25 protein-coding genes and 3 pseudogenes are annotated in these 21,456 nt (G+C 68.8%); 21 read left to right on the top strand and 7 right to left on the bottom strand.

The features are described 5' to 3' along the window. Positions 1-30 precede the first annotated feature (30 nt). Positions 31-1,788 carry a hypothetical protein gene (locus C8D87_RS28910; RefSeq protein ID WP_215732521.1) on the bottom strand — a complete coding sequence of 586 codons (1,758 nt, stop codon included), beginning with the start codon at positions 1,786-1,788 and terminating at the stop codon, positions 31-33. A gap of 233 nt (positions 1,789-2,021) precedes the next feature. On the opposite strand from C8D87_RS28910, the gene hrcA reads away from it, so the two are divergent. The 6 genes from hrcA (at position 2,022) to C8D87_RS28940 (ending at position 7,624) form a co-directional block, all read left to right on the top strand. Next, complete coding sequence (gene hrcA, locus C8D87_RS28915; RefSeq protein WP_109641096.1) at positions 2,022-3,044, top strand: heat-inducible transcriptional repressor HrcA; 1,023 nt, start codon at positions 2,022-2,024, stop codon at positions 3,042-3,044. 55 nt (positions 3,045-3,099) lie between these two features. Beyond that, a complete protein-coding gene (dnaJ, locus tag C8D87_RS28920; RefSeq protein ID WP_109641280.1) occupies positions 3,100-4,251 on the top strand; it encodes a molecular chaperone DnaJ in 1,152 nt (383 codons plus the stop codon). Further along, positions 4,248-4,979 carry a 16S rRNA (uracil(1498)-N(3))-methyltransferase gene (locus C8D87_RS28925; protein ID WP_109641097.1) on the top strand — a complete coding sequence of 244 codons (732 nt, stop codon included), beginning with the start codon at positions 4,248-4,250 and terminating at the stop codon, positions 4,977-4,979. The genes dnaJ and C8D87_RS28925 overlap by 4 nt, the downstream gene beginning before the upstream one ends. Positions 4,980-6,012: 1,033 nt before the next feature. Continuing rightward, positions 6,013-6,669 carry an alpha/beta hydrolase family protein gene (locus tag C8D87_RS28930; RefSeq protein WP_112229094.1) on the top strand — a complete coding sequence of 219 codons (657 nt, stop codon included), beginning with the start codon at positions 6,013-6,015 and terminating at the stop codon, positions 6,667-6,669. 9 nt (positions 6,670-6,678) lie between these two features. Continuing rightward, positions 6,679-7,269: a TetR/AcrR family transcriptional regulator gene (locus C8D87_RS28935; protein WP_109641099.1), complete on the top strand. Its 591-nt coding sequence runs from the start codon at positions 6,679-6,681 to the stop codon at positions 7,267-7,269. 37 nt (positions 7,270-7,306) lie between these two features. Next, on the top strand, positions 7,307-7,624 hold the full coding sequence (locus C8D87_RS28940; RefSeq protein WP_109641100.1) for a histidine triad nucleotide-binding protein: 318 nt from the start codon (positions 7,307-7,309) through the stop codon (positions 7,622-7,624). Here the strand turns inward: C8D87_RS28940 and C8D87_RS28945 are convergent. Continuing rightward, on the bottom strand, positions 7,621-8,403 hold the full coding sequence (locus C8D87_RS28945; RefSeq protein ID WP_109641101.1) for a GNAT family N-acetyltransferase: 783 nt from the start codon (positions 8,401-8,403) through the stop codon (positions 7,621-7,623). The two genes, C8D87_RS28940 and C8D87_RS28945, sit on opposite strands and share 4 nt — an antisense overlap. Before the next feature lie 13 nt (positions 8,404-8,416). Further along, positions 8,417-9,163: a GNAT family N-acetyltransferase gene (locus C8D87_RS28950; protein ID WP_170155284.1), complete on the bottom strand. Its 747-nt coding sequence runs from the start codon at positions 9,161-9,163 to the stop codon at positions 8,417-8,419. Between the two features lie 145 nt (positions 9,164-9,308). Between C8D87_RS28950 and C8D87_RS48035 the strand changes: the two are divergent. The 14 genes and pseudogenes from C8D87_RS48035 to C8D87_RS29005 form a co-directional block, all read left to right on the top strand. Beyond that, a pseudogene (locus C8D87_RS48035) lies at positions 9,309-10,001 on the top strand (PhoH family protein); the annotation flags it as partial. A 567-nt stretch (positions 10,002-10,568) separates the two neighbouring features. Then, positions 10,569-10,799: pseudogene (locus tag C8D87_RS48040) on the top strand (LAGLIDADG family homing endonuclease); the annotation flags it as partial. Between the two features lie 282 nt (positions 10,800-11,081). Then, positions 11,082-11,438 (top strand): annotated as a pseudogene (locus C8D87_RS48045) (PhoH family protein); the annotation flags it as partial. Between the two features lie 4 nt (positions 11,439-11,442). After that, positions 11,443-12,003 (top strand): rRNA maturation RNase YbeY, encoded by a 561-nt coding sequence (ybeY, locus tag C8D87_RS28960; protein ID WP_109641104.1) that lies wholly within the window; start codon positions 11,443-11,445, stop codon positions 12,001-12,003. 5 nt (positions 12,004-12,008) lie between these two features. Next, the gene (locus C8D87_RS28965; protein ID WP_109641105.1) at positions 12,009-13,301 is read left to right on the top strand and encodes a hemolysin family protein; all 1,293 of its coding nucleotides are present in this window, start codon (positions 12,009-12,011) and stop codon (positions 13,299-13,301) included. Continuing rightward, entirely contained in the window at positions 13,291-13,629 is a 339-nt protein-coding gene (locus tag C8D87_RS28970; RefSeq protein ID WP_109641106.1) for a cytidine deaminase, read from the top strand. Before C8D87_RS28965 ends, C8D87_RS28970 begins: the two co-directional genes overlap by 11 nt. A gap of 196 nt (positions 13,630-13,825) precedes the next feature. Next, positions 13,826-13,960 carry a hypothetical protein gene (locus C8D87_RS48710; RefSeq protein ID WP_267899891.1) on the top strand — a complete coding sequence of 45 codons (135 nt, stop codon included), beginning with the start codon at positions 13,826-13,828 and terminating at the stop codon, positions 13,958-13,960. Between the two features lie 52 nt (positions 13,961-14,012). Next, positions 14,013-14,909, top strand: a complete 897-nt coding sequence (gene era / locus C8D87_RS28975) for a GTPase Era (protein ID WP_109641107.1) — start codon at positions 14,013-14,015, stop codon at positions 14,907-14,909. A gap of 163 nt (positions 14,910-15,072) precedes the next feature. Beyond that, positions 15,073-15,831, top strand: coding sequence for a DNA repair protein RecO (recO, locus tag C8D87_RS28980; protein WP_109641108.1), 759 nt, complete (start codon positions 15,073-15,075; stop codon positions 15,829-15,831). A 105-nt stretch (positions 15,832-15,936) separates the two neighbouring features. Next, the gene (locus C8D87_RS28985; protein ID WP_109641109.1) at positions 15,937-16,755 is read left to right on the top strand and encodes an isoprenyl transferase; all 819 of its coding nucleotides are present in this window, start codon (positions 15,937-15,939) and stop codon (positions 16,753-16,755) included. Further along, the gene (locus C8D87_RS28990; protein WP_109641110.1) at positions 16,752-17,150 is read left to right on the top strand and encodes a YbjN domain-containing protein; all 399 of its coding nucleotides are present in this window, start codon (positions 16,752-16,754) and stop codon (positions 17,148-17,150) included. The genes C8D87_RS28985 and C8D87_RS28990 overlap by 4 nt, the downstream gene beginning before the upstream one ends. 13 nt (positions 17,151-17,163) lie before the next feature. After that, positions 17,164-17,598: a hypothetical protein gene (locus C8D87_RS47135; protein ID WP_112229096.1), complete on the top strand. Its 435-nt coding sequence runs from the start codon at positions 17,164-17,166 to the stop codon at positions 17,596-17,598. After that, positions 17,595-18,605, top strand: a complete 1,011-nt coding sequence (locus tag C8D87_RS29000) for a permease (protein WP_112229097.1) — start codon at positions 17,595-17,597, stop codon at positions 18,603-18,605. The genes C8D87_RS47135 and C8D87_RS29000 overlap by 4 nt, the downstream gene beginning before the upstream one ends. Beyond that, complete coding sequence (locus C8D87_RS29005; protein ID WP_112229098.1) at positions 18,602-19,306, top strand: TIGR03943 family putative permease subunit; 705 nt, start codon at positions 18,602-18,604, stop codon at positions 19,304-19,306. Before C8D87_RS29000 ends, C8D87_RS29005 begins: the two co-directional genes overlap by 4 nt. A 54-nt stretch (positions 19,307-19,360) precedes the next feature. Here the strand turns inward: C8D87_RS29005 and C8D87_RS29010 are convergent, their stop codons facing one another. Genes C8D87_RS29010 through C8D87_RS29020 form a run of 3 tightly spaced genes read right to left on the bottom strand, consistent with a single transcriptional unit; the run spans position 19,361 to position 20,399 of the window. Further along, positions 19,361-19,762 (bottom strand): Fur family transcriptional regulator, encoded by a 402-nt coding sequence (locus C8D87_RS29010; RefSeq protein WP_109641114.1) that lies wholly within the window; start codon positions 19,760-19,762, stop codon positions 19,361-19,363. Further along, the gene (locus C8D87_RS29015) at positions 19,759-20,109 is read right to left on the bottom strand and encodes an ArsR/SmtB family transcription factor (RefSeq protein ID WP_109641115.1); all 351 of its coding nucleotides are present in this window, start codon (positions 20,107-20,109) and stop codon (positions 19,759-19,761) included. The genes C8D87_RS29010 and C8D87_RS29015 overlap by 4 nt, the downstream gene beginning before the upstream one ends. An 11-nt stretch (positions 20,110-20,120) precedes the next feature. Beyond that, entirely contained in the window at positions 20,121-20,399 is a 279-nt protein-coding gene (locus C8D87_RS29020) for a hypothetical protein (RefSeq protein WP_109641116.1), read from the bottom strand. 17 nt (positions 20,400-20,416) lie between these two features. Between C8D87_RS29020 and C8D87_RS29025 the strand changes: the two genes are divergently transcribed. Then, the gene (locus C8D87_RS29025) at positions 20,417-20,794 is read left to right on the top strand and encodes an antibiotic biosynthesis monooxygenase family protein (protein WP_112229099.1); all 378 of its coding nucleotides are present in this window, start codon (positions 20,417-20,419) and stop codon (positions 20,792-20,794) included. Here C8D87_RS29025 and C8D87_RS29030 read toward each other — a convergent pair. Continuing rightward, positions 20,778-21,452 carry a tetratricopeptide repeat protein gene (locus C8D87_RS29030; protein WP_112229100.1) on the bottom strand — a complete coding sequence of 225 codons (675 nt, stop codon included), beginning with the start codon at positions 21,450-21,452 and terminating at the stop codon, positions 20,778-20,780. The genes C8D87_RS29025 and C8D87_RS29030 overlap by 17 nt on opposite strands. Between the last annotated feature and the right edge of the window lie 4 nt (positions 21,453-21,456).

Consider the following 21,456-nt stretch of genomic DNA (forward strand, 5'->3'; position numbering starts at 1 on the left):
TCCCCACCTCAGATTCGGATGGTTTGGACCCTAGCGACCAGTACCGACAAAAACAGGGCGTGGCACCTTGATGTTGGAATAGCGGTCCCAGCCCTCTGAGATCCGCTTGAGGTAGAGGTCGGCCTGGGCGGCGTCGATCACCCAGTTCCACTCCCCGGTCGGCGGTGCCGGGTACGCCCGTACTCGGGCGGCGACGGCTTGCGCCTCGTCGAGACCGTCCCAAATAGAGCGTGCGAGCTCGGTGGACGGCTGCTGGACGTAGATCCGGTAGCCGAAGTACGCCTTGGCGACCGCCCTGTGCAGCTCCGCGGTCAGCACGGTGCGTTCGAAATAGGACTTCAGTTGCGTGTAGTCGTTGGGGCGCAGAAACTTCCGGACGCGTTCGACGTCGCGCAGGGAGGCCTTGGCGAGGTTGACGCCGTGGTTCTTCTCGATGTTGAGGTGGTCGAGGTACTCCTGCGTCATCAGGTTGCCGGGCGTGACCCAGCCGCGGTCCAGCACGTAGCCGGCCTCGCGGCGCAGGACGCCGTCGGTCTTGCAGTGCGGTGGTGCGAGGTGGTTCGCGACGTCGATCCAGTAGTGGAACCTCTTGTTCACGCCGTGGCGCACGAACGTCTCGGGCGGGTCGACCCACTTGCCGGAGACGCTGCGGTGGTAGCTCGAGCAGTACGGGTCGTAGTCCAGCCGCGAGTGGTTGGCGCTGTTGCTGCCCAACGTGTAGAGCGTCGAGGTGATGATCTCCGGCGAACGTGCGAGGGCTCTGGCGACGTGCGGTGCGGCCGGCAGGCCGTACTTGCGGGCGGCGAACTCGAAGTAGATCCGGGAGTTCGAGGCGCCTTCCGAGGCGCGCTTCAGGGCGAACAGGTTGATCTCGGTGGGGGTGTTGACGATGCGGGACTCGTCGTAGCGGTCGGTGCGGGCCACGTAGCCGATCACGTTGGGGAGCTTGCGGTAGTGGCGCAGGCGGTCGGCGTGCTCGGCGACGAACGCGTTGGCGATCTTGCCCTGGCCGTTGTACTCGCCGGCGGTGTCGTACTCGATGAGCACCGGGCGTTTGATGCGCGGGACGGTGACGTCGATCGGGTGCGTGAGGAAGAAGTCGTGGGGCTGTGCCTTGGCCATCACGCGGATGCGCTGGTTCCGGACGCGGTCGATCGCGCCGATCGTGCGTTCCATCTCGGCGGGGTAGTAGCCGAACGTGCGCAGGTACAGCAGCATGCCGCGCTCGTCGATCACGGACGCGACCTGGTCGACGAGGTGGGCGAGCTTCTCCTCGGCGGTTTTGAGGCGGGTGGAGTGCTGGTTCTCCACACGGGCGCCGGTCTCGACGAACGTCAGGATGATCGAGTCGACGTCCGGGACGAGGTCGAGCATCTGGCGGTAGTCGGCCTTGAACCACTCCCAGAACGCCGGGTTGTCGAGGTCGATCGTGCCGTTCGGGCCGGTGCGGAACTCGGCTGGGTAATAGGCGAGGTGGTAGAGGGCGTGGTCCCAGGCGGCGACCTCCCTGATGCCCGACGTGTGGGCGAGGTCGGTGAGGCGGTTCACCTGGGCCTGTCTGCGCGGGTCGCGGACCTCGCGCAGGTCGTGCACGACGTCGTGGGACAGCTGCAGGTGGTTGATCCGGTAGCGCTTCGCCGAGGCGATCACCTCGTCGGCGCCCGCGTCGCTGTCGGAGAGGATCGTCCAGCCGCGGATGTTGCGGGAGATCGAGCCCTGATCCGCGGTGGCGACGCCGGGCTGGATCAGCAGTGCCGCCACCAGGAGCAGACAGATGACTCTGCGCATGCGCACCCCTCACGGGACCGGGGCGGCGGCGCCATCTACCCAACGGTTGACTGAATCGTCAGTCAAGAGGGCGGCGGAGTTCTGCGTTGTTTACATCGCAGGCGTCGTGGGTAAGAGTGATATCCAATATATCAGCTTGAACTTGAGTTCGGGTTCAGCAACGCAACAGAGCTGGCTCCCGGCAGGAAACCGCCTGGGTAAACTCGGGAGCACGGGACACGGAGGTGACAGCGGTGAACGCCGATGAGCGTCGGTTCGAGGTGCTGCGCGCCATCGTCGCCGACTACGTGTCCAACCAGGAGCCCGTCGGGTCGAAAGCGCTGGTGGAGCGGCACAACCTGGGTGTGTCGAGCGCGACCGTGCGCAACGACATGGCCGCGCTGGAGGACGAGGGCTACATCGCCCAGCCGCACACCAGCGCGGGTCGTGTGCCGACGGACAAGGGCTACCGGCTCTTCGTCGACAGGCTGAGCGAGATCAAGCCGCTCTCGCAGGCCGAGAAGCGGGCCATCCGCAGCTTTCTCGACGGAGCGCTCGACCTCGACGACGTGATGCGCCGCAGTGTCCGGTTGCTCGCGCAGCTCACCCGGCAGGTCGCGGTGATCCAGGTGCCGACCCTGTCCCGCGCGGCCGTGCGGCACCTCGAGGTGCTGCCGATCACGCCGTCGCGGCTGATGCTGGTGCTGATCACCGACACCGGCCGCGTCGACCAGCGGATCGTCGAGCTGGGTGACGTCATCAGTGAAGAGGACACGGCCCACCTGCGCGGCGTGCTGAACCAGGCCATGTCGGGGCAGCGGCTGGCTGACGCGAGCGCCAAGGTCGCGGAGCTGCCCGACGAGGTGCGTCAGGACCTGCGCGACCCGATGCTGAGGGTCGCCACGGTGCTGATCGAGACGCTGGTCGAGCACCCGGAGGAACGGCTCGTGCTCGGCGGCACCGCGAACCTCACCCGCAACGTCGCGGACTTCCCCGGCTCGCTCCGGCAGGTGCTGGAGGCGCTCGAGGAACAGGTGATCGTGCTCAAGCTGCTCGCCGCCTCCCGCGATCCCGGTCGCGTGCTGGTGCGCATCGGCGAGGAGAACGAGGCAGCTGAGATGCGCAGCACTTCCGTGGTGTCCATCGGCTACGGCAGCCGTGACAATCCGCTGGGCGGCCTCGGTGTCGTCGGACCCACGCGCATGGACTACCCGGGAACGATGGCGGCCGTGCGTGCGGTCGCCAACTACGTCGGTGAGATCCTGACCGGTCGTTGAACGAGAACTGCACCCGAGAACTTTTCTCTGAAAGATGAACACGAAAGCGAACAAGGTGGCCAGGGATTACTACGGCATCCTCGGTGTCGCGCAGAACGCGACACAGGATGAGATCAAGCGCGCCTATCGCAAGCTCGCCAGGCAGCTGCACCCGGACGTCAATCCCAGCGAGGAGGCCCGCTTCAAGGAGGTCACGGCCGCCTACGAGGTGTTGTCGAACCCCGAGAAGCGCCGCATCGTCGACCTGGGCGGCGACCCGCTCGACTCGGGCGGCGGCGGTGGACGCGCCGGCGGCGACCCGTTCGCGGGCTTCGGTCTCGGCGACATCATGGACGCCTTCTTCGGTGCCTCGTCCGGCGGCGGCCGCGGTCCCCGCAGCCGTGTGCAACCGGGTTCCGACGCGCTGATCCGGCTCGACATGACGCTGGAGGAGTGCGCGGCTGGCGCCACCCGTGAGCTCACCGTCGACACCGCGATCCTCTGCGACCGCTGCCACGGCGCCGGCACGTCCGGCGACTCCAAGCCGATCCGCTGCGACACGTGCAACGGCCGCGGCGAGGTCCAGTCGGTGCAGCGCTCGTTCCTCGGCCAGGTCGTGACGTCGCGCCCGTGCCCGGTGTGCCGCGGCTACGGCGAGGTCATCCCCGACCCGTGCCAGCAGTGCAGTGGCGACGGCCGCGTCCGCTCGCGCCGCACGATCTCCGTGAACATCCCCGCCGGTGTCGCCGAGGGCATGCGCGTGCGCCTCGCGGGCCAGGGCGAGGTCGGTCCCGGCGGTGGCCCGGCCGGCGACCTCTACGTCGAGGTCGAGGAGCACCCGCACGAGATCTTCGAACGCGACGGCGCCGACCTGCACTGCGTGGTGCAGATTCCGATGACGACGGCTGCTCTGGGCGCCACCCTGCCCCTGAAGACGCTGGACGGCGAGGAAGAACTGCAGATCGAGCCCGGCACGCAGCCGAACACGCAGCTCGTGCTGACGGGCCGCGGCATGCCGAAGCTGCGTTCCACCGGCCGCGTCGACGGCCGCGGCGACCTGCACGTGCACCTCGAAGTCGTCGTGCCCACGAAGCTCGACGCCGCCCAGGCCGCACTGCTGCGCGACCTCGCCGAGATGCGCGGCGAGAACGAGCCTTCGTTGTCCCACAACGGCAAGGGCGGCGGCGGGCTGTTCTCCCGCCTGCGCGCCTCACGCGGCAACCGATGACCCTGCCCGTCTTCCTCGTGCCCGCGCTCCCGGCGGGCGAGGAGTTCGTGCTGGACGGCCCGGAAGGCCGCCACGCCGCGACCGTGAAGCGCCTGCGCGTGGGTGAGGAACTCGTCCTGTCCGACGGTTCCGGCACCCTCGTGCGGTGCGCCGTGGTGGCGGTGGAACGGGATGCGTTGTCGCTGAAGGTGCTCGAACGCTCCGTGGAGCCAGAACCGATGCCACGCGTCGTCCTCGCGCAGGCGTTGGTGAAGGGCGACCGCGGCGAGCTCGCGGTCGAACTGGCCACCGAGGCCGGAGTGGACGGTGTGGTGCCGTGGCGCGCTTCCCGTTGCGTGGCGAAGTGGGAAGACGGCCCGCGCGGCGCCAAAGCGTTGGGGCGTTGGCGTTCCACGGTTCGGGAGGCGGCGAAGCAAGCCCGGCGCTCACGAGTGCCTTTCGTCGACGAACCCGTGACCACGGCGCAGCTTTCGCAGCGCGTGTCGTCGTCGGCGCTCACGCTCGTGCTGCACGAGAGCGCGACCGACCGACTGTCCGATGTCGACCTTCCGGCATCCGGAGACGTCCTGCTCGTCGTCGGTCCGGAAGGCGGAATCACGCCAGAGGAACTGGACGCCTTGCGTTCTTCGGGTGCCCGGATCGTCCGATTGGGCCCAACCGTTCTGCGTGCATCTACCGCTGCGGCCGTTGCTCTTGGTGCCCTCGGGGTGCTCACCTCTCGCTGGTGACCCAGTTCACTCCGAAGGTGAACATCGGATGGATTGGCTTGACGCAAGTTGTAGCGAACCGCAGGCGGTTGGGGTTACTCTAGTTGCAGAGGGGCTCAATTGGTCTAGCCGGAAACGGAGTAGACGATTAGGCCTTTCTAACCAAAGGACTCGCCGGACACCTCCCCCCTCGGTCCGGCGTCGGCGCCTCGCGGCGAAGCGACCCCCAGGCTTCGGACCGCGAGGCGCCCCTTTATCTCTCGGTCTCGCTTGCTCGGTGCCTTCGGCACCTTCGCCGCTCGTCGATAAAGCGTGTCTTGTGGGGGCCTAGCCCCCACACCCCAGCCGGGGGCAAGCCCCCGGACCCCCGGCCGCCTCGCCTTCGGCTTCGGCAGGCCATCCCCTTTCGCTTCGCGTTACGTCACGTCGCGTTGCGTCGGTCCTGCCACGCCTCGCTTTGCCTCGCGCTGGCCTTGCCGCGCTTCGCGTCGCGTCTCGTTGCCTCACTTCGCCTCTGCCTTGCGTCCCCCGGCATTGCCTCGCTTCGCCCCGCTTCGCATTGGCTCGCTTCGCCTTGCGCCGCCTCGCTTTGCCTCGTCTTGCGTCGCCAGGCCTCGCCACGCCCCCGGCCCCGCCAGGCCTCGCCTTGCGTCGCCTCGCTTTGCCTCGTCTTGCGTCGCCAGGCCTCGCCACGCCCCCGGCCCCGGCCCCGGCCCCGGCCCCGCCAGGCCTCGCCAGGCCTCGCCTTGCGTCGCCTCGTCACGGCCTCGCCTCGCCAGGCCTTGCGTCGCCTCGTCACGGCCCCGCCTCGCGTCGCCTTGCGTCGCCACGTGTTGGCGCGCCCCGCTTTGCGTCGCCTTGCCTCGCTCGTTTGCGCCGCCCCGCTTTGCCTTGTGTCGCCACGTGTTGGCGCGCCCCGCTTTGCTCTTGCCGCGGGTCGCCTTGTGTCGCCTTGCCTTGGTTGATTTGTGTTGTTTGCGGTGGGTGCCTTGTTGGGGTGGATTGTGGGTGTTTGGGGCGTGGGTGGGGTTTGTTGGTCGCGTAGGTTCTGGGGGTGCAGCGGATTGCTTATGGGGAGCACCCCAGTCAGTTTGGCGAGCTTTGGCTTCCCGACGGGGTTGCCGAGGGTGCTGTTGTCGTCGTTCACGGTGGTTTTTGGCACCAGAGGTATGGGCTGGAGCTCGGGCGGCCGCTGGCGGAAGTGCTTGTGAAGGACGGATTTGCCGTCTGGAACATCGAGTACCGGCGTGTTGGTGGTGACGGTGGGTGGCCTGCCACTGGACAGGACGTGTTGGCGGCCATCGAGGCTGTCGACATCGGACCCGTGGTGACGCTCGGACACAGCGCTGGAGGGCATCTCGCTGTGTGGGCGGCCAGACACAGCGAGCGAGTGATCGGAGCTGTGGGGCAGGCGGCGGTGCTCGACTTCACGAAGCACATCACGTCGCGGGCGCTGGAGCTGTGTTCCGAGGAGCAGTTCGCTGAGGCCTCGCCGGCGGCACTGGTGCCGATCGGCAAGCCGGTGATCTGCGTGCACGGTGATCTTGACGAGGACGTGCCGGTGGAGCAGAGCGTCGATTTCTGTGCTCTGGAGCCGCAGGCGGAGCTCGTCGTGGTGGAGGGCGGCGGGCACATGGACATGATCACGCCGGGCACCGAGTCGTGGGAGGAGTGCCGCCGGGCGGTCGTTCGGCTTGCGCGTGGCTGCTAGAAAGAGCCGGTGCCGAAGGTTGTCGACCACGAGGAACGTCGCCGCGAGCTGGCCGAGGCCGTGTGGCGCATCGTGCAACGGGACGGGATCGACCACGCGTCGGTGCGGGCCGTCGCGGCCGAGTCCGGGTGGTCGAGCGGGTCGTTGCGCCACTACTTCCCCACGCAGGACTCGTTGCTGGGGTTCGCGATGGAGCTCGCGTACCGGCGGTTCATCGCGCGGCTGGAGAAGATCGACACCTCGGTCGGCAACCGGGAGCTGGTGAGGGCCTTCGCGCACGAGATGCTCGCGCTGGACGACGAGCGGCGGGTCGAGGCCGCTGTGCTGTTGTCGTTCCTGCCGCGGGCGATGGTGGAGCCGTCGTTGCACGAGTTGGAGCGCTACGGCACGCGGGAGCTCTACGGCGAGATCGCTCGGGTGCTCACGGCGGCCCAGGAGGCGGGGGAACTGCGGGACGGCGTGGTGCCGATGAAGGCCGCGCGGCGGACGATCGTGCTGATCGACGGGCTCAACATCCACCACCAGCTCGGGCCGGACGAGCTCACGGCCGAGGACATGATCGAGGCCGTCGACGAGCACCTGGACCGGCTGTTCATCTGACGAGCCGGTCGCCCGGTGCGGCACTAGCGTGCAGGGCATGTCCTGTTTGTTCTGCCGGATCGTCGACGGTGAGATTCCCGCGACGGTCGTGCACGAGACCAAGACGACGCTGGCGTTCCGCGACATCCACCCCAAGGCGCCGGTGCACGTGCTGATCATTCCGCGCGAGCACGTGCCGAACGCCGTCGACCTCGACGGCGACCAGCTCGGCGACCTCTTCGCCGCCGCGAAGGAGATCGCCGAGGCCGAAGGTGTCTCGGAGACCGGCTACCGGCTGCTGTTCAACACCGGGCCGGACAGCGGGCAGGAGGTCTTCCACGCCCATCTGCACCTGCTCGGCGGCACACGTCTTTAGCCGAGGGCCTGCAGGATCGGTGCGTGGTAACGGGCTCGGTCGCCGGGCAGCTGGTCCGCGTTCCTGACCATCGAGGCGCTCTCGCCCCACGACTCCATGCCGTGTGCACGAACGAACGCGACCACCTCCGGATCGTGCACGTCGACGCGCGCGCGGCCGTTGCCGGCGGCGGAGTCGGCGATGAGCGCGCACGCGTCGGCGGGCGAGTCCGCGATCACCGGGCCGATCAGCAGCAGGTCGTCGGCGACGCGCCACGAACCCGCCACGCCGTTCGCGGACAGCCGCACGGATCCCATGGCGAGCAACGACTCCCACAGGAACGGGCGCGTGATGCCGGTGACCTTGGCGTCGAGCGCGACGAGTTCGTCGAGGTCAGCGGACACGGCGAGATGTGATGTATTGGATACCGGTCCCGTGAACACGCCCGCGTGGATGTCGGTGAAGCCGACGGCGCGGAAGCCCAGCTGTTCGTAGAGCGGGCGGCCCATCTCAGTCGCGAACAGTGTGGAGACGCCCGTATCCAGTACATGGGATACCAGCCGGCGGCCGTGGCCTTGGCGCGCGCAACGTTCAGCCACCAGCACCATGCTGATCGACGCCAGTTCCGGGTAGCGCGTCACGACCGTCGTGCCGGCGAGGCCTTGGTCGTCGAACAGGCCCCAGCCTTCGCTGTGCGTCAGCAGGAACGCCCACTTGCTCTCCTCACGGGGCCACGACCGGCTCTCGGCCAGGTCGGAGCACGCGGTGAGGTCGTCCAGCGTCAGTCGTCGCAGTTCCACAGATCCCCCCAGATCATCCAAGTGCGTGCGAGGCGGGCACGAAGTAGCGCGACCGGTCGCCAGGCACGTTCGCGGCGCCGCGCACCATCAGCGTGCAGCCGCCGCCGAGCTTCTCGAAGTCCTGTTCCAGCAGGAAGGCGCCCACTTCCGCGTTGTCCGTGTTCACGCGGACCTGACCGGCGCCGACGGCCACGTCCGAGATCATGCCGCAGGCCACCGAGGCGGACGGGGCGATCAACGGGCCGATGATCGACCCCACGGGGCTCGGCCGGGTGGCGATCACGCCGGACTCCGACATCCGCACCGTGTACGGCGTCGTCGGGTCGAGCATCCGTTCCCAGAGCAACGGCCGGGTGAACCCGCTCACCTCGTGGTCGAGCGCCACCAACAGGTCCAGGTCGGCCGGGGTGGCCGCCCTGGTCACGCCGGGAGCGGCGCGGAGCACACCCTGGTACTCGGTGGTGGCCCCGACAGGGTGAAACCCGAGCCTCGTGTAGAGCGGCTCACCCATGGAGGTCGCATACAGTGTCGACGCACCGATATCCAATATATTGGACATCAGCCGGGTGCCGATGCCCCGGCGACCTGCCCACGACGCGACCAGCACGCCGCTGATCGCCTGCATCTCGGGATACGGCGTCGTCAACGCCGTGCCGAGCAATCCCGTCGAGTCGAACGCGCCCCACCCCGGACCCAGCTCGAGCATCAGCTCCCACTGCGCGGGCGTCCACGCCCAACCTCGGTCCGTGATGAGCTTCATGCACTCGGGTATGTCGTCGACACCAAGCCTGCGGATCTCCACAGCCCCTGAGCACACACGGTGAGCAATCCGGTAGCCACCCATTTTCGGCCGGACTAGCATCGACGCCACCAGATCCGAGCGACAGGAAGCAGGCCGGGGCCACGTGGCCGAAGAAACACAGCAGAGCATCAAGGAAGGTCAGTCCCGGTTCGCCGTGCCCGACGGCGCGGTGCTCAGCCTGCTGGGGTCGCGAGACGAGAACCTCCGGCTCGCGGAGGAGCTGCTCGACGCCGACGTGCACGTGCGCGGGAACGAGATCACGCTGTCCGGCGCCCCCGCGGACGTGGCCTTCGCGGAACGGGTCTTCAGCGAGCTCGTCACCCTCGCCAGCCGTGGCCAGGCCATCGACCAGAACACCGTGCGCCGCACGGTCGCGATGCTCTCCGCCAACGCCGACTCCTCGCCCGCCGAGGTCCTGAGCCTCGACATCATCAGCCGCCGCGGCCGCACGATCAGGCCGAAGACGCTGAACCAGAAGCACTACGTCGACGCGATCGACAAGAACACCGTCGTGTTCGGCATCGGTCCCGCCGGCACCGGCAAGACCTACCTCGCCATGGCCAAGGCCGTGCAGGCGCTGCAGTCCAAGCAGGTCAACCGCATCATCCTGACCCGCCCGGCGGTCGAGGCCGGCGAGCGGCTCGGCTACCTGCCCGGCACGCTCTACGAGAAGATCGACCCGTACCTGCGCCCGCTCTACGACGCGCTGCACGACATGGTCGACCCGGAGTCGATCCCGCGCCTCACCCAGGCGGGCACGATCGAGGTCGCCCCGCTCGCATACATGCGTGGGCGAGCCCAGCCGATCTTCACTCCGGTGCTGACTCCGGACGGCTACCGGCCGATCGGATCGCTGCAGGTCGGTGATCTCGTCATCGGCTCCAACGGCGAGCCGACCCCGGTGCTGGGCGTCTACCCGCAGGGTGAAAAGGACGTCTACCGCGTCACGGCTCAGGACGGCTCTTCGACCCTTGCCTGCGGGGAGCACCTGTGGACTGTGCGGACTGCGTCCGACCGGCGCCGCAACAAGCCGTGGCGGGTGCTCGAGACGAAGGAGATGATCGGCAACCTGCGGGCCGCGCACGCCCGGCGCTATGAGCTTCCGCTCCTAAGCGCGCCGGTGTGCCTGCCGGAACGCGAAGTGCCGATGAACCCGTATGCCCTGGGTCTGTTGCTCGGCGACGGCTGCATCACCGGCTCGACGACTCCGTCGTTCTCCACCTCCGATCCGGCGCTCGCCTTCGCGCTCCAGGTGGCGCTCGAGCCGATCGCGGTGATGAGGAAGAACCAGGTCGACTACACGTTGAACCGCGTGAAGGCGCCTGGCGACGTGGTGACGCTGGAGAACCCGGTCACGGCGGTGATGCGTCAGCTGGAGCTGCACGGCACGCGGTCGCACGCCAAGTTCGTGCCTGAGCTCTATCTCCACAACAGCGCTGACGTGCGGCTGGCCCTGCTTCAGGGCCTGCTCGACTCGGACGGTGGACCGGTCACCCAGGCCGGTAGGACCTGCCGCATCCAGTACACGACGACGTCCGAACGGTTGCGGGACGACGTCGTCACTCTCGTTCGCTCGCTCGGTGGCGTGGCCTACTGGCGCTGCCGTCCGGCCGAGGGACGCAAGCCGGGCATGGCGAAGGGGCGTGAGGTCGGCTACCGCCACGACGCGTACGTCCTCGACATCAGCCTGCCTGAGGGCGTCGAGCCGTTCCGGCTCAAGCGCAAGCGGGAGAAGTACCACGCCGCCGGTGGTGGTGGGCGTCCGATGCGGTTCATCGACAGCATCGAGCCCGCAGGGCGGACGGAAACGGTGTGCATCCAGGTGGCGGCGCAGGACTCGCTGTACGTCACCGAGGACTACCTGCTGACCCACAACACGCTCAACGACGCGTTCATCATCCTCGACGAGGCGCAGAACACGACGCCCGAGCAGATGAAGATGTTCCTCACGCGACTCGGCTTCGGCTCGAAGATCGTCGTGACCGGCGACATCACCCAGGTCGACCTCCCCGGCGGCCAGCGCAGCGGCCTGAAGGTCGTCAAGGACATCCTCGAAGGCGTCGAAGACGTGCACTTCTCGGTCCTGACCAGCCAGGACGTGGTGCGTCACCGCCTGGTCGGCGACATCGTCGACGCGTACGAGAAGTGGCACGTCGAGCAGGACACCATCGACCAGGACGGGCGACACCACGGACCCGGTGCACGCCGGGGGAACCAGCGCCGGGGACGATAGGCGCGTGAGCATCGAGATCGCCAACGAGTCGGGCGTCGCGGTGGACGAGGGTTCCATCGTCTCCGCCGCCCGCTTCGCGCTGGACCGCATGGGCGTGAGCCCGCTGGCCGAGCTGTCCGTCCTGCTCGTCGAGCTGGACGTGATGGCCGACCTGCACGAGCGCTGGATGGACCTGCCCGGCCCGACGGACGTCATGGCCTTCCCCATGGACGAGCTGGACTCCGCGCGCCGGCCCGACGCCGCGGGCCTCGGCCCTGCGTTGCTCGGGGACATCGTGCTGTGCCCGGCGTTCGCCAAGGACCAGGCCAAGAAGGCGGGCCACGGCCTGCTGGACGAGCTGCACCTGCTGACCGTCCACGGCGTGCTGCACCTGCTCGGCTACGACCACGCCGAGCCTGCGGAGGAACGCGAGATGTTCACCCTGCAGAACCGCATCCTCGCGGACTTCCGCACCGCGCGTGACGAGGCCGAGCGGGCCGCGCACCAGCGCAGCACCGACGACAAGGTGCTCGGCGCGGTCGGCTTGGACGAGCAGAAGCCTCTCCAGCATCCCGAAGAAGACTGACGCGCATGAGCGAGAACCCAGCCGGCGTCATTGTGCTGGCCGTCTTGCTCGTGCTCGCCGCCGGTGTCTTCGCGTGTGTGGACGCAGCCCTCGGCACGGTGTCACGCGCACGGGTCGAGGCCCTGCAACGGCAGGGCCGCTGGGGCACCGGGCAGCTGCTGCAGGTCCTCAACGACCGTCCGCGGCACGTCAACCTGTTGCTGTTGCTGCGCCTGTTCTGCGAGATGCTGGCGGCGGTCTTGGTCACGACGGTCTTCCTGCAGTACGTCGACCAGCTCTGGACGGCCGTCCTGTACTCGTGCCTGAGCATGCTCGTCGTGTCGTACGTGCTCGTCGGTGTCGGACCGCGCACCATCGGCCGTCAGCATCCGTACGGCGTGAGCCTGCTCGCTGCGGGCACGGTCCGTCAGCTCGGCCGCGTGCTCGGGCCGCTCAGCAAGCTGCTGATCCTCATCGGTAACGCGATCACGCCCGGCAAGGGCTTCCGCGAGGGCCCGTTCTCCTCCGAGGTGGAGCTGCGCGAGCTCGTCGACATGGCGCAGGAACGCGGCGTCGTCGACGAGGGCGAGCGCGAGATGATCCACTCGGTGTTCGAGCTGGGCGACACCATCGCGCGCGAGGTCATGGTGCCGCGCACCGAGATCGTGTGGATCGAGCAGTCGAAGTCGGTGCGGCAGGCGCTCGCGCTGTCGTTGCGCACCGGCTACACGCGCGTCCCGGTGATCGGGGAGAGCGTCGACGACGTGCTCGGCGTGGTGAACCTGAAGGACCTCATGCGGGCCACGCTCGCCGACGACGAGGACCCGAAGAGCGTCGCCGAGCTGATGCGCCCGATGAGCTTCATCCCGGACTCGAAGCCGATCGCGGACCTGCTGCGCGAGATGCAGGTGTCCCGCCGCCACATGGCGATCGTCGTCGACGAGTACGGCGGCACCGCGGGCCTGCTGACCATCGAGGACATCCTCGAGGAGATCGTCGGCGAGATCACGGACGAGTCCGACACCGACGACCGCCCGCCGGTCGAGCACCTGCCCGACGGCGCCGTCCGGGTCAGCGCGCGCCTGCCGGTCGACGACCTGGACGCGTTGTTCGGCACCGAGCTGGACGACCACGAGGTCGAGACCGTCGGCGGCCTGCTCGCGCAACGGCTCGGGCGCGTGCCCCTGCCCGGCACCGAGGCCGAGATCGCGGGCCTGCGCATGCGGGCGGAAGGCGGCAAGGACGAACGCGGGCGCATCCGCGTCACCACTGTGCTCGTGCGCCCTGTGCAGAAGGAGACAGAAGAAGATGACCACTGACATCGATCCCGAGGACGCCAAGCTCGTGACGCTCGCGCGGTCCGTCCGTGCGCGCAACGGCGCTGCGGAGGGTGCGGCCGTGCGGGACCTCGATGGCCGCACGTACAACGCGTCCACCGTCTCGTTGCCGTCTCTGCAGCTCACCGCGTTGCAGGCCGCCGTGGCCGCCGCCGTGTCGAGCGGTGCGGAAGGCCTCGAGGCCGCGGTCGTGGTGACCGACGCCGGGGCGCTGGACGAGGGTTCGGTCTCGGTCGTGCGGGACCTCGCGGCAACTGCGCCGATCATTCGTGCGACTTCGGCGGGAGAAGTCGCCGACGTGGTCCGATAGCCCCTGGGGAGCGGAGCCGTCGCCTGGTCTCGCCCACAACCCTGGGGGAAGTGCTGATGAGACGTTTGGCTGTGTTGTTCAGCGTGCTCGCGGTCGCCGTGGGCACGCTTTTCTTTTCCGCGCCGGCGGCACAGGCGGCGTGGAGCAACTGGTACGGGCTGGGCGGGAGGATCTACTGGACGCCCACCGTCACGACGTGGGGCCCGGCCGGCTCGACCTCTTCACCGTCGGCCGCGCCGCCGCGTCGCGGGGGCCGAACCGCATCGACGGCTTCATCACCGCGCCGATCGCTGGCTGCACCAGAAGGCCTGGTCCTGACTTGATCGGGTAGTTCTGGCGGGACCGGCAACAACCTCGTTGCCGGTCCCAGGGACAATGGACCGATGGATGGTTACCGCTCCGGGTTCGCGTGCTTCGTCGGCCGCCCGAACGCAGGGAAGTCGACGCTGACGAACGCGCTGGTGGGCACGAAGGTCGCCATCACGTCGAACAAGCCGCAGACCACCCGTCACACGATCCGCGGCATCGTGCACCGCCCCGACGGCCAGCTCGTGCTCGTGGACACCCCCGGCCTGCACCGGCCGCGCACGCTGCTCGGCCAGCGGCTCAACGACCTGGTGCGCGAGACGTGGTCGGAGGTCGACGTCGTCGGCTTCTGCGTGCCCGCGGACCAGAAGGTCGGCCCCGGTGACAAGTTCATCGCCGCCGAGCTCGAGAAGGTCGCCAAGCGCACGCCCGTGGTCGGCATCGTCACCAAGACGGACCTGGTCTCGCAGCAGCAGGTGATGGAGCAGCTGCTCGCGCTGCAGAAGGTCATGGAGTTCGCCGAGATCATCCCGGTGTCCGCGGTCGACGGCTTCCAGGTCGACAAGCTGAGCGACCTGCTGCTGGGCAAGCTGCCGGAGGGCCCGCAGCTGTTCCCGGACGGCGATCTCACCGACGAGCCCGAGCAGACCCTGGTCGCCGAGCTGATCCGCGAGGCCGCGTTGGAGGGCGTGCGCGACGAGCTGCCGCACTCCATCGCCGTGGTGGTCGAGGAGATGATGCCGCGCGAGGGTCGTGACGACCTGATGGACATCCACGCGTTCGTGTTCGTGGAACGGCCGTCGCAGAAGGCGATCATCCTCGGGCACCGGGGTGAGCGGCTCAAGCAGGTCGGCATGACCGCGCGCAAGCAGATCGAGGCGCTGCTGGGCATGCGGGTGTACCTGGACCTGCACATCAAGATCGCCAAGGACTGGCAGCGCGATCCGAAACAGTTGCGCCGCCTGGGCTTCTAGTGCCGCGACCACCAGCCTTCGCCGTGTCTTCCGACGCTCAGCAGGGCACCTCGCGGCACCGGCCCCACGCCCACGGACAACCAGTATGAGGACGCGGGGCCGGCACCGCGATGCGCCCGTCTGACCGGCGAAACACGGGGCAAAGTCTGGAGGTCACGGCACTATGGCCAACCTGTACCGCGACACCGGAATCGTGCTGCGCGTGCAGAAGCTCGGTGAAGCGGACCGGATCATCACCTTCCTGACCCAGCGCCACGGCAAGCTCCGCGCCGTGGCAAAGGGCGTGCGCCGCACGTCGTCGAAGTTCGGCGCGCGGCTGGAGCCGTTCTGCCACGTCGACGTGCAGTTCCACCCCGGCCGATCGCTCGACATCATCACCCAGGTGCAGACGCTGGACGCGTTCGGCGTGGGCATCGTCAACGACTACCAGCGCTACACGGCCGCGTGCGCGATCCTCGAGACCGCTGACCGCCTCACCTCCGAAGAGGGCGAACCGGTCGTGCGGCTCTACCTGCTCGTGACAGGCGCTTTGAGAGCGTTGGCCGCTGCCGAACGGGATCCGTCGCTGCTGCTGGACGCCTTCCTGATGCGTGCCATGGCGTTCGCCGGTTGGGCGCCCGCCGTGAACGAGTGCGCGAAGTGCGGCACACCCGGCCCGCACCGGGCGTTCAGCGTCCAGGCCGGTGGCACGTGCTGCCCGAACTGCCGCCCGCCCGGCTCGGCGTCGCCGTCCGCGGACACGCTGACGTTGCTCTCGGCACTGCTGCACGGGCAGTGGGGCGTGGTCGACGAGATTCCGCACGTGGCCCGTCGTGACGCGAGCGGGCTGGTCGCGGCGCACCTGCAGTGGCACCTGGAACGGCAGCTGCGATCGTTGCCGTTGGTGGAGCGAAAGGCCAAGGACGACGGCTCGTCGGGCTGATCGGCTTTCACCGGCAGTACCCGGGGGATGGGAGAAGGGCAAGCGGCGGTAGCGGCTAATGTGGCGGCCACCGATCACGGTCCCGTTGAAAGGATGCCGAGCCCCATGCTGCGTCGCCGCCGCTCCGAGCGCGAGAAGCGCGTACCGCGCCCGCCGGAGCCGCACCCGTCCGGCGCGACGCCCCCGGCGATTCCCGCCGAGTTCGTGCCGAAGCACATCGCGATCGTGATGGACGGCAACGGCCGCTGGGCCAACCAGCGCGGACTGTCGCGGGTCGAGGGCCACAAGCGTGGCGAGCAGGTCGTCGTCGAGGTCGCCAAGGGCGCCATCGAGATGGGCGTGAAGTGGCTGTCGCTGTACGCCTTCTCCACCGAGAACTGGCGCCGCAGCCCCGAAGAGGTCCGGTTCCTCATGGGCTTCTCGCGCGACGTCATCCACCACCGCACCGACGAGCTCGACGAACTGGGCGTGCGGGTGCGGTGGGCCGGTCGCCGGCCGCGGTTGTGGCGCAGCGTCATCAAGGAGCTGGAGGTCGCGGAGGAGCGCACCCGCGACAACGACCAGCTCAACCTCGCGATGTGCATCAACTACGGCGGCCGCGCCGAGATCGGTGACGCCGCCCGCGAGATCGCGAGGCTGGCCGCCGCCGGGCAGCTCAACCCCGACAAGGTCGACGAGAAGACCGTCGCGCGCTACCTCTACCAGCCCGAGATGCCGGACGTGGACCTGTTCATCCGTCCGTCGGGCGAGCAGCGCACCTCGAACTTCATGCTGTGGCAGTCCGCGTACGCCGAGCTGGTGTTCCAGGACATCCTCTGGCCCGACTTCGACCGCCGCGACCTGTGGCGCGCGGTCGAGAAGTTCGCCGAGCGCGACCGCCGCTTCGGTGGTGCGATCGACAAGCCCGATTCGGAGGTGTCGTGAACGCGAGCGGTGAGGCTCTCGAGGCCGCGCGCAAGGCGCTGGAGCTGTTCCACGACGTCTCCGTGGACGACGACGGCGCGCTGAGCTTCCGCCACGGCGACGTGCCGTGCGCCGTGCAGGGCATGGAACTGGCCGACGGGCTGACGGTGCTCTCGCTGACCTGCGTCGTCGCGTGGGACCTGCCGGCCGATGCGGCGGTGTGGGTCGCCGAACGCGCAGGTCAGGGCCTTTTCGGCACGCTCGGCGTCATCGCGTCCGAACGGGGGACCGATGTCATGCTGCGCTACGCGTTCCCGGCGGACGGCCTCAAACCGGAGCCGCTGAGCACGCTGCTCATGCTGGTTGTGTCGACCGCCTCGCAGGTGCGCGGCGAGCTCCTCTCCCGCTTTTCTTGAGAAAGGACCCTCGATGGGTGGCGTGATCATTTACGAGCCGGAAGAGGACGCGGACGTCAACGAGTTCCCGTGGACCGTGACGTTCGAGCCGTCGGGCGGCGACGACTGGGACTCGTTCATCTGCGGCCCGTACGAGCGCGACCACGCCGTCGCGCTGGCGGAGGCCGTGGCGCTGGACGACGCCGAGGGTGGCGTGCTGGCCATCGTGAAGCCGATGCTGCCCGCCCTGTCGGCCGAGGACGTGAGCGCCACGATCGAGGAGCTCCGTGAGGCCGCCCTCGAGGAAGAGGACGACGAGGAGACCGTCAACGGCACTCCCGTCGACTTCGACGACGAGGAGGACCTCGAAGAGGAAGAGGCCGAGTTCGCCGAGCCGCCGTCGCCCGAGGAGATCCGCGAGGGCATGGCGCGCACGTACCGGCGCTTGCTGGACCTGGACGCGGAATGACGATCACCGGCGAGATCCGCTCGTCGAAGCGGCGCTCCGGCCCGCCTCGGCTGAAGATCACGTCGTTGGAGGTGCTGTGCGGGATCCTCGTTCTCGCACTGCTCTTCCAGTCCCGGCTGGTCGATCTTCTCGATGTGCCGAAGCTGCGGACCGCGTCGACGGTGTTCGTCGCGATCTGCGTGCAGGCCATGCCGTTCCTGGTGCTGGGCGTGCTGATCTCCGGTGCCATCGCGGCGTTCGTGCCGGCTTCGGCGCTGCGCAAGCTGCTGCCCTCGAAGACGGCGCTGGCGGTACCGGTGGCGGGTGTCGCGGGCGTGGCTCTGCCGGGCTGCGAGTGCGCCTCGGTGCCCGTCGCGCGGCGGCTGATGCAGCAGGGTGTCGCGCCGGCGGTGGCGCTGACGTTCCTGCTGGCGGCGCCGGCGGTGAACCCGATCGTGCTGGTGTCGACGGCGGTGGCGTTCAACGATGCCCCGATGATGGTCGTCGCGCGGTTCGTCGCCTCGTTGCTGACCGCGATGGTCATGGGCTGGCTGTGGGTGCGGTTCGGCAAGGCGGAGTGGATCGCCGAGCGCGCCCTCGCCCGCATGCAGGATCATCCCGGCACCAACAAGTGGGCCGTCTTCGCCGAGAGCGCGCGCCACGACCTCGTGGACGCCGGTGGGTTCCTGGTGCTGGGCGGCCTGTTCGCGGCGGCGTTCAAGACGTTCGTGCCTGTCGCCTGGATGCAGACGCTCGGCGGCCAGATCGTGCTGGGCGTGCTGGTGATGGCGTTCCTGGCCGTGATCCTGGCGCTGTGCTCCGAGGCCGACGCGTTCGTGGCGGTGGCCTTCTCGGCGCTGCCGCTGTTGCCGCGCCTGGTCTTCCTGGTCGTCGGCCCCGCCGTCGACGTGAAGCTGATCGCGCTGCAGGCGGGTGCGTTCGGCAAGTCCTTCGCCTTCCGCTTCGCACCGGCTACCTTCGTAGTGGCGATCTTGTGCGCTGTCGCGACGGGAGTGGTGCTGCTGTGAGGCGGGAAACCCAGAACATCCTGCTGGTGCTGCTCGGCGGCGCGCTGCTGAAGATCAGCTTCTCGGGCCTTTACCTGCGCTACGTGCAGAAGGGCCTGCTGCCGCTGCTGATCGCGGCCGGCACGATCATGATCGGCCTCGCGCTGTTCGCGATCATCAGGGACATCCGCCGCGGCAAGGCCGTCTCGGACGACGAGCACGGCCACTCGCACTCGTCGCGCTCGACCTGGCTGATGCTGCTGCCGGTGCTCGCGGTGTTCCTGATCTCGCCACCAGCGCTCGGCGGCGACGTCGTGAGCTCCGCGGCGGACACGAACCAGACGCAGCGGTCCCGCAACCTGCTGGGCGAACTGCCGGCCGGAGACGTCATCCCGTTGTCCATGACCGAGTTCGTCACGCGCACGGCGTGGGACGAGTCGGGGACGCTGGACGGCCGTCGCGTGAAGCTGACCGGGTTCCTGACGCGGGCGGACGGGGACACGTTCGTCGCGCGGCTCGCGATCTCCTGCTGCGCGGCGGACGCGCGGCCGTTGAAGGTGAAGCTGGCCGGGGACGTGCCGTCGCTGCCGAACGAGCAGTGGGTGGAAGTGACCGGTCAGGTCGTGCCGAAGTCGGCGTCCGAGAAGAACTCGTGGGTGCCGAGCTTCACGGTGGAGTCGTCGACGCCGGTGCAGGAGCCTGCTGAGCCCTACGAGTCCTAGCAGACCCGTCTCGTCACGCGGCGGGTGCCTTCCCGCCGCGTGACGTCGGGCTAACTAGGCGTCCTTCAGCTTGGCCGTGCACTCCGCGCACGTGCCGAAGATCTCGACGGTGTGGCTGACCTCGGAGAACCCGTTCTCGGCCGCCACCCGGTCCGCCCACTTCTCGACGGCGGGGCCCTCCACCTCCACCGTGCGGCCGCAGTGGCGGCACACGAGGTGATGGTGGTGGTGGGCCGAGCAACGGCGGTAGATGGCCTCGCCCGAGTCGGTGCGCAGGACGTCGACCTGGCCCGCGTCCGCGAGGGACTGCAGGGTGCGGTAGACCGTGGTCAGGCCGATGCCCTCGCCTCGGCGGCGTAGTTCCTCGTGCAGTTCCTGCGCGCTGCGGAAGTCGTCGAGCTGGTCGAGCAGGTTCGAGACGGCAGTGCGCTGCTTGGTGGACCTCAGTCCGGTCACAACTTCTCCTCGACGTGCGTCACCGCGTCGACCACGATGTGCGCCAGGTGTTCGTCTACCAGTCGATACACGACCTCGCGGCCATGTCGTTCACCGTGCACCACACCCGCGGACTTCAGCACGCGCAGGTGCTGGCTGATCAGCGGCTGGGCCACGCCCAGCGCCTCGACCAGCTCGTGCACGCAGCGGTCGTGCTCGCGCAGCTGCAGGACGATGGCGATGCGGACCGGCGCGGCCAGTGCGCGCAGCAGGTCGCCGGCCTCGGCCAGGGTGTGCGCGGCTCTGCGCGGTGCGGGTGCGGGGGCCTCGCGTTCGGGGGAGTGCTCGCCGTGCAGCTGGACGGTCATGGCGGCACACCTCACCTGGTAGGGATTTTCACAACCAATTCTACGGTGATGACGAGCAGTATCAGCAGGACCACCACGCGCAACGTGCGTTGACCTGGGGAAAGTACCTTCCAGGTGGCCGCGAGCAGGGCTCCCGCACCGATGATCAGTACACCTAACAGCACTGCTCCCACCGTGCCGCCGACCAGGACACCGGTGATGAACAGCCCGAGCACGAGCAGGAACGCCACGACCGGGCGGACGCGCGCGAGCGGGCCGTCGCCGGGCAGCAGAGGGCGCTTGGAGGTCACCGTGCCATCCTTGCACCGTGCTGCTCGTGTGCCGCTTCCGCGTATCCGACCCAGAGACGTTCACCTCGCGGGTGGAGCTCGCGCTGAAGCTCCTGACCGCTCAGCCGGGGTGCGAGAAGGGCACGTTGGCGAGGTCCACCGACGAGGACGACCGGTGGGTGCTGACGGTCGAGTTCGAGTCCGTGGTGGCTTATCGGCGTGCGATGTCGCCGTTCCCCGTGCGCGAACACGTGATCCCGTTGCTGTCCGAGGCGCTGACCGACGAGCCCGCGATGTACGAGCCGACGCTGACGAGCGCCGGCGGCCAGGTCGAGACGCACACGAGCCTGCTCGCCGAGGACGCGTTCACGGTGCGGCTCGGCGAAGCGGGTGGACCGGCTACCCCGCGGCGATAGCCTCCATCTCCCTGACCCACTCCTCGTGCGAGTCGTGGGGGAGGAGCTCCAGCGCCCTGCGTGCGGCTTCGGCGGCTTCTTCCTTGCGGCCCAACGCGTGCAGCGTCTTGGCCTTGCCGCTCTCCGCGTACGCCTCCGGGGTCTTCTCGAAGGCTTCCAGCGCCTCGTCGAAGCGCTCGTTCTCGTAGTAGTACCAGCCGAGGTTGTTGTGCAGCGGGCCCAGCCACCTCGACAGCTCCGGGTTGGCCTCGACCAGTTCGAGGCCCTGCTTCGTCCACTTCTCCGGGTCGTCGACCAGCGACGCCATGTGCGCGGCGTCGACCGCCAGCGACAGGTCACCGCGCGTCTTGGCCAGGATGAACGCCGCCACGAACAACGGTTGCGCGGCCTCGGCATCGCCGCCGGAGCGGTGCAGTCTGCCGCGTTCGAGCAGTACCCGCACCCGGCCCGTCGAGTCGGGGGCGATGAGGGTCTCCGCCTCGTCGACGAGAGCGTGACCTGCGGCGAAGTTCTCCCGCAGGCCCTCGACGCGGGCGAGCTGCGTCAGCACCTCCGCGCGCTCGTCGTCGGTCTCCACGTTGTTGAGGAGCGCACGGAACCTCGCCTCGGTGCCGTCCAGGTCGGCGAAGTCCCACAGCTCTCGCAGCCGGTCTTCCATTCGT

Origin of the sequence: Lentzea atacamensis (assembly GCF_003269295.1) — a bacterium.
GTDB lineage: Bacteria > Actinomycetota > Actinomycetes > Mycobacteriales > Pseudonocardiaceae > Lentzea > Lentzea atacamensis.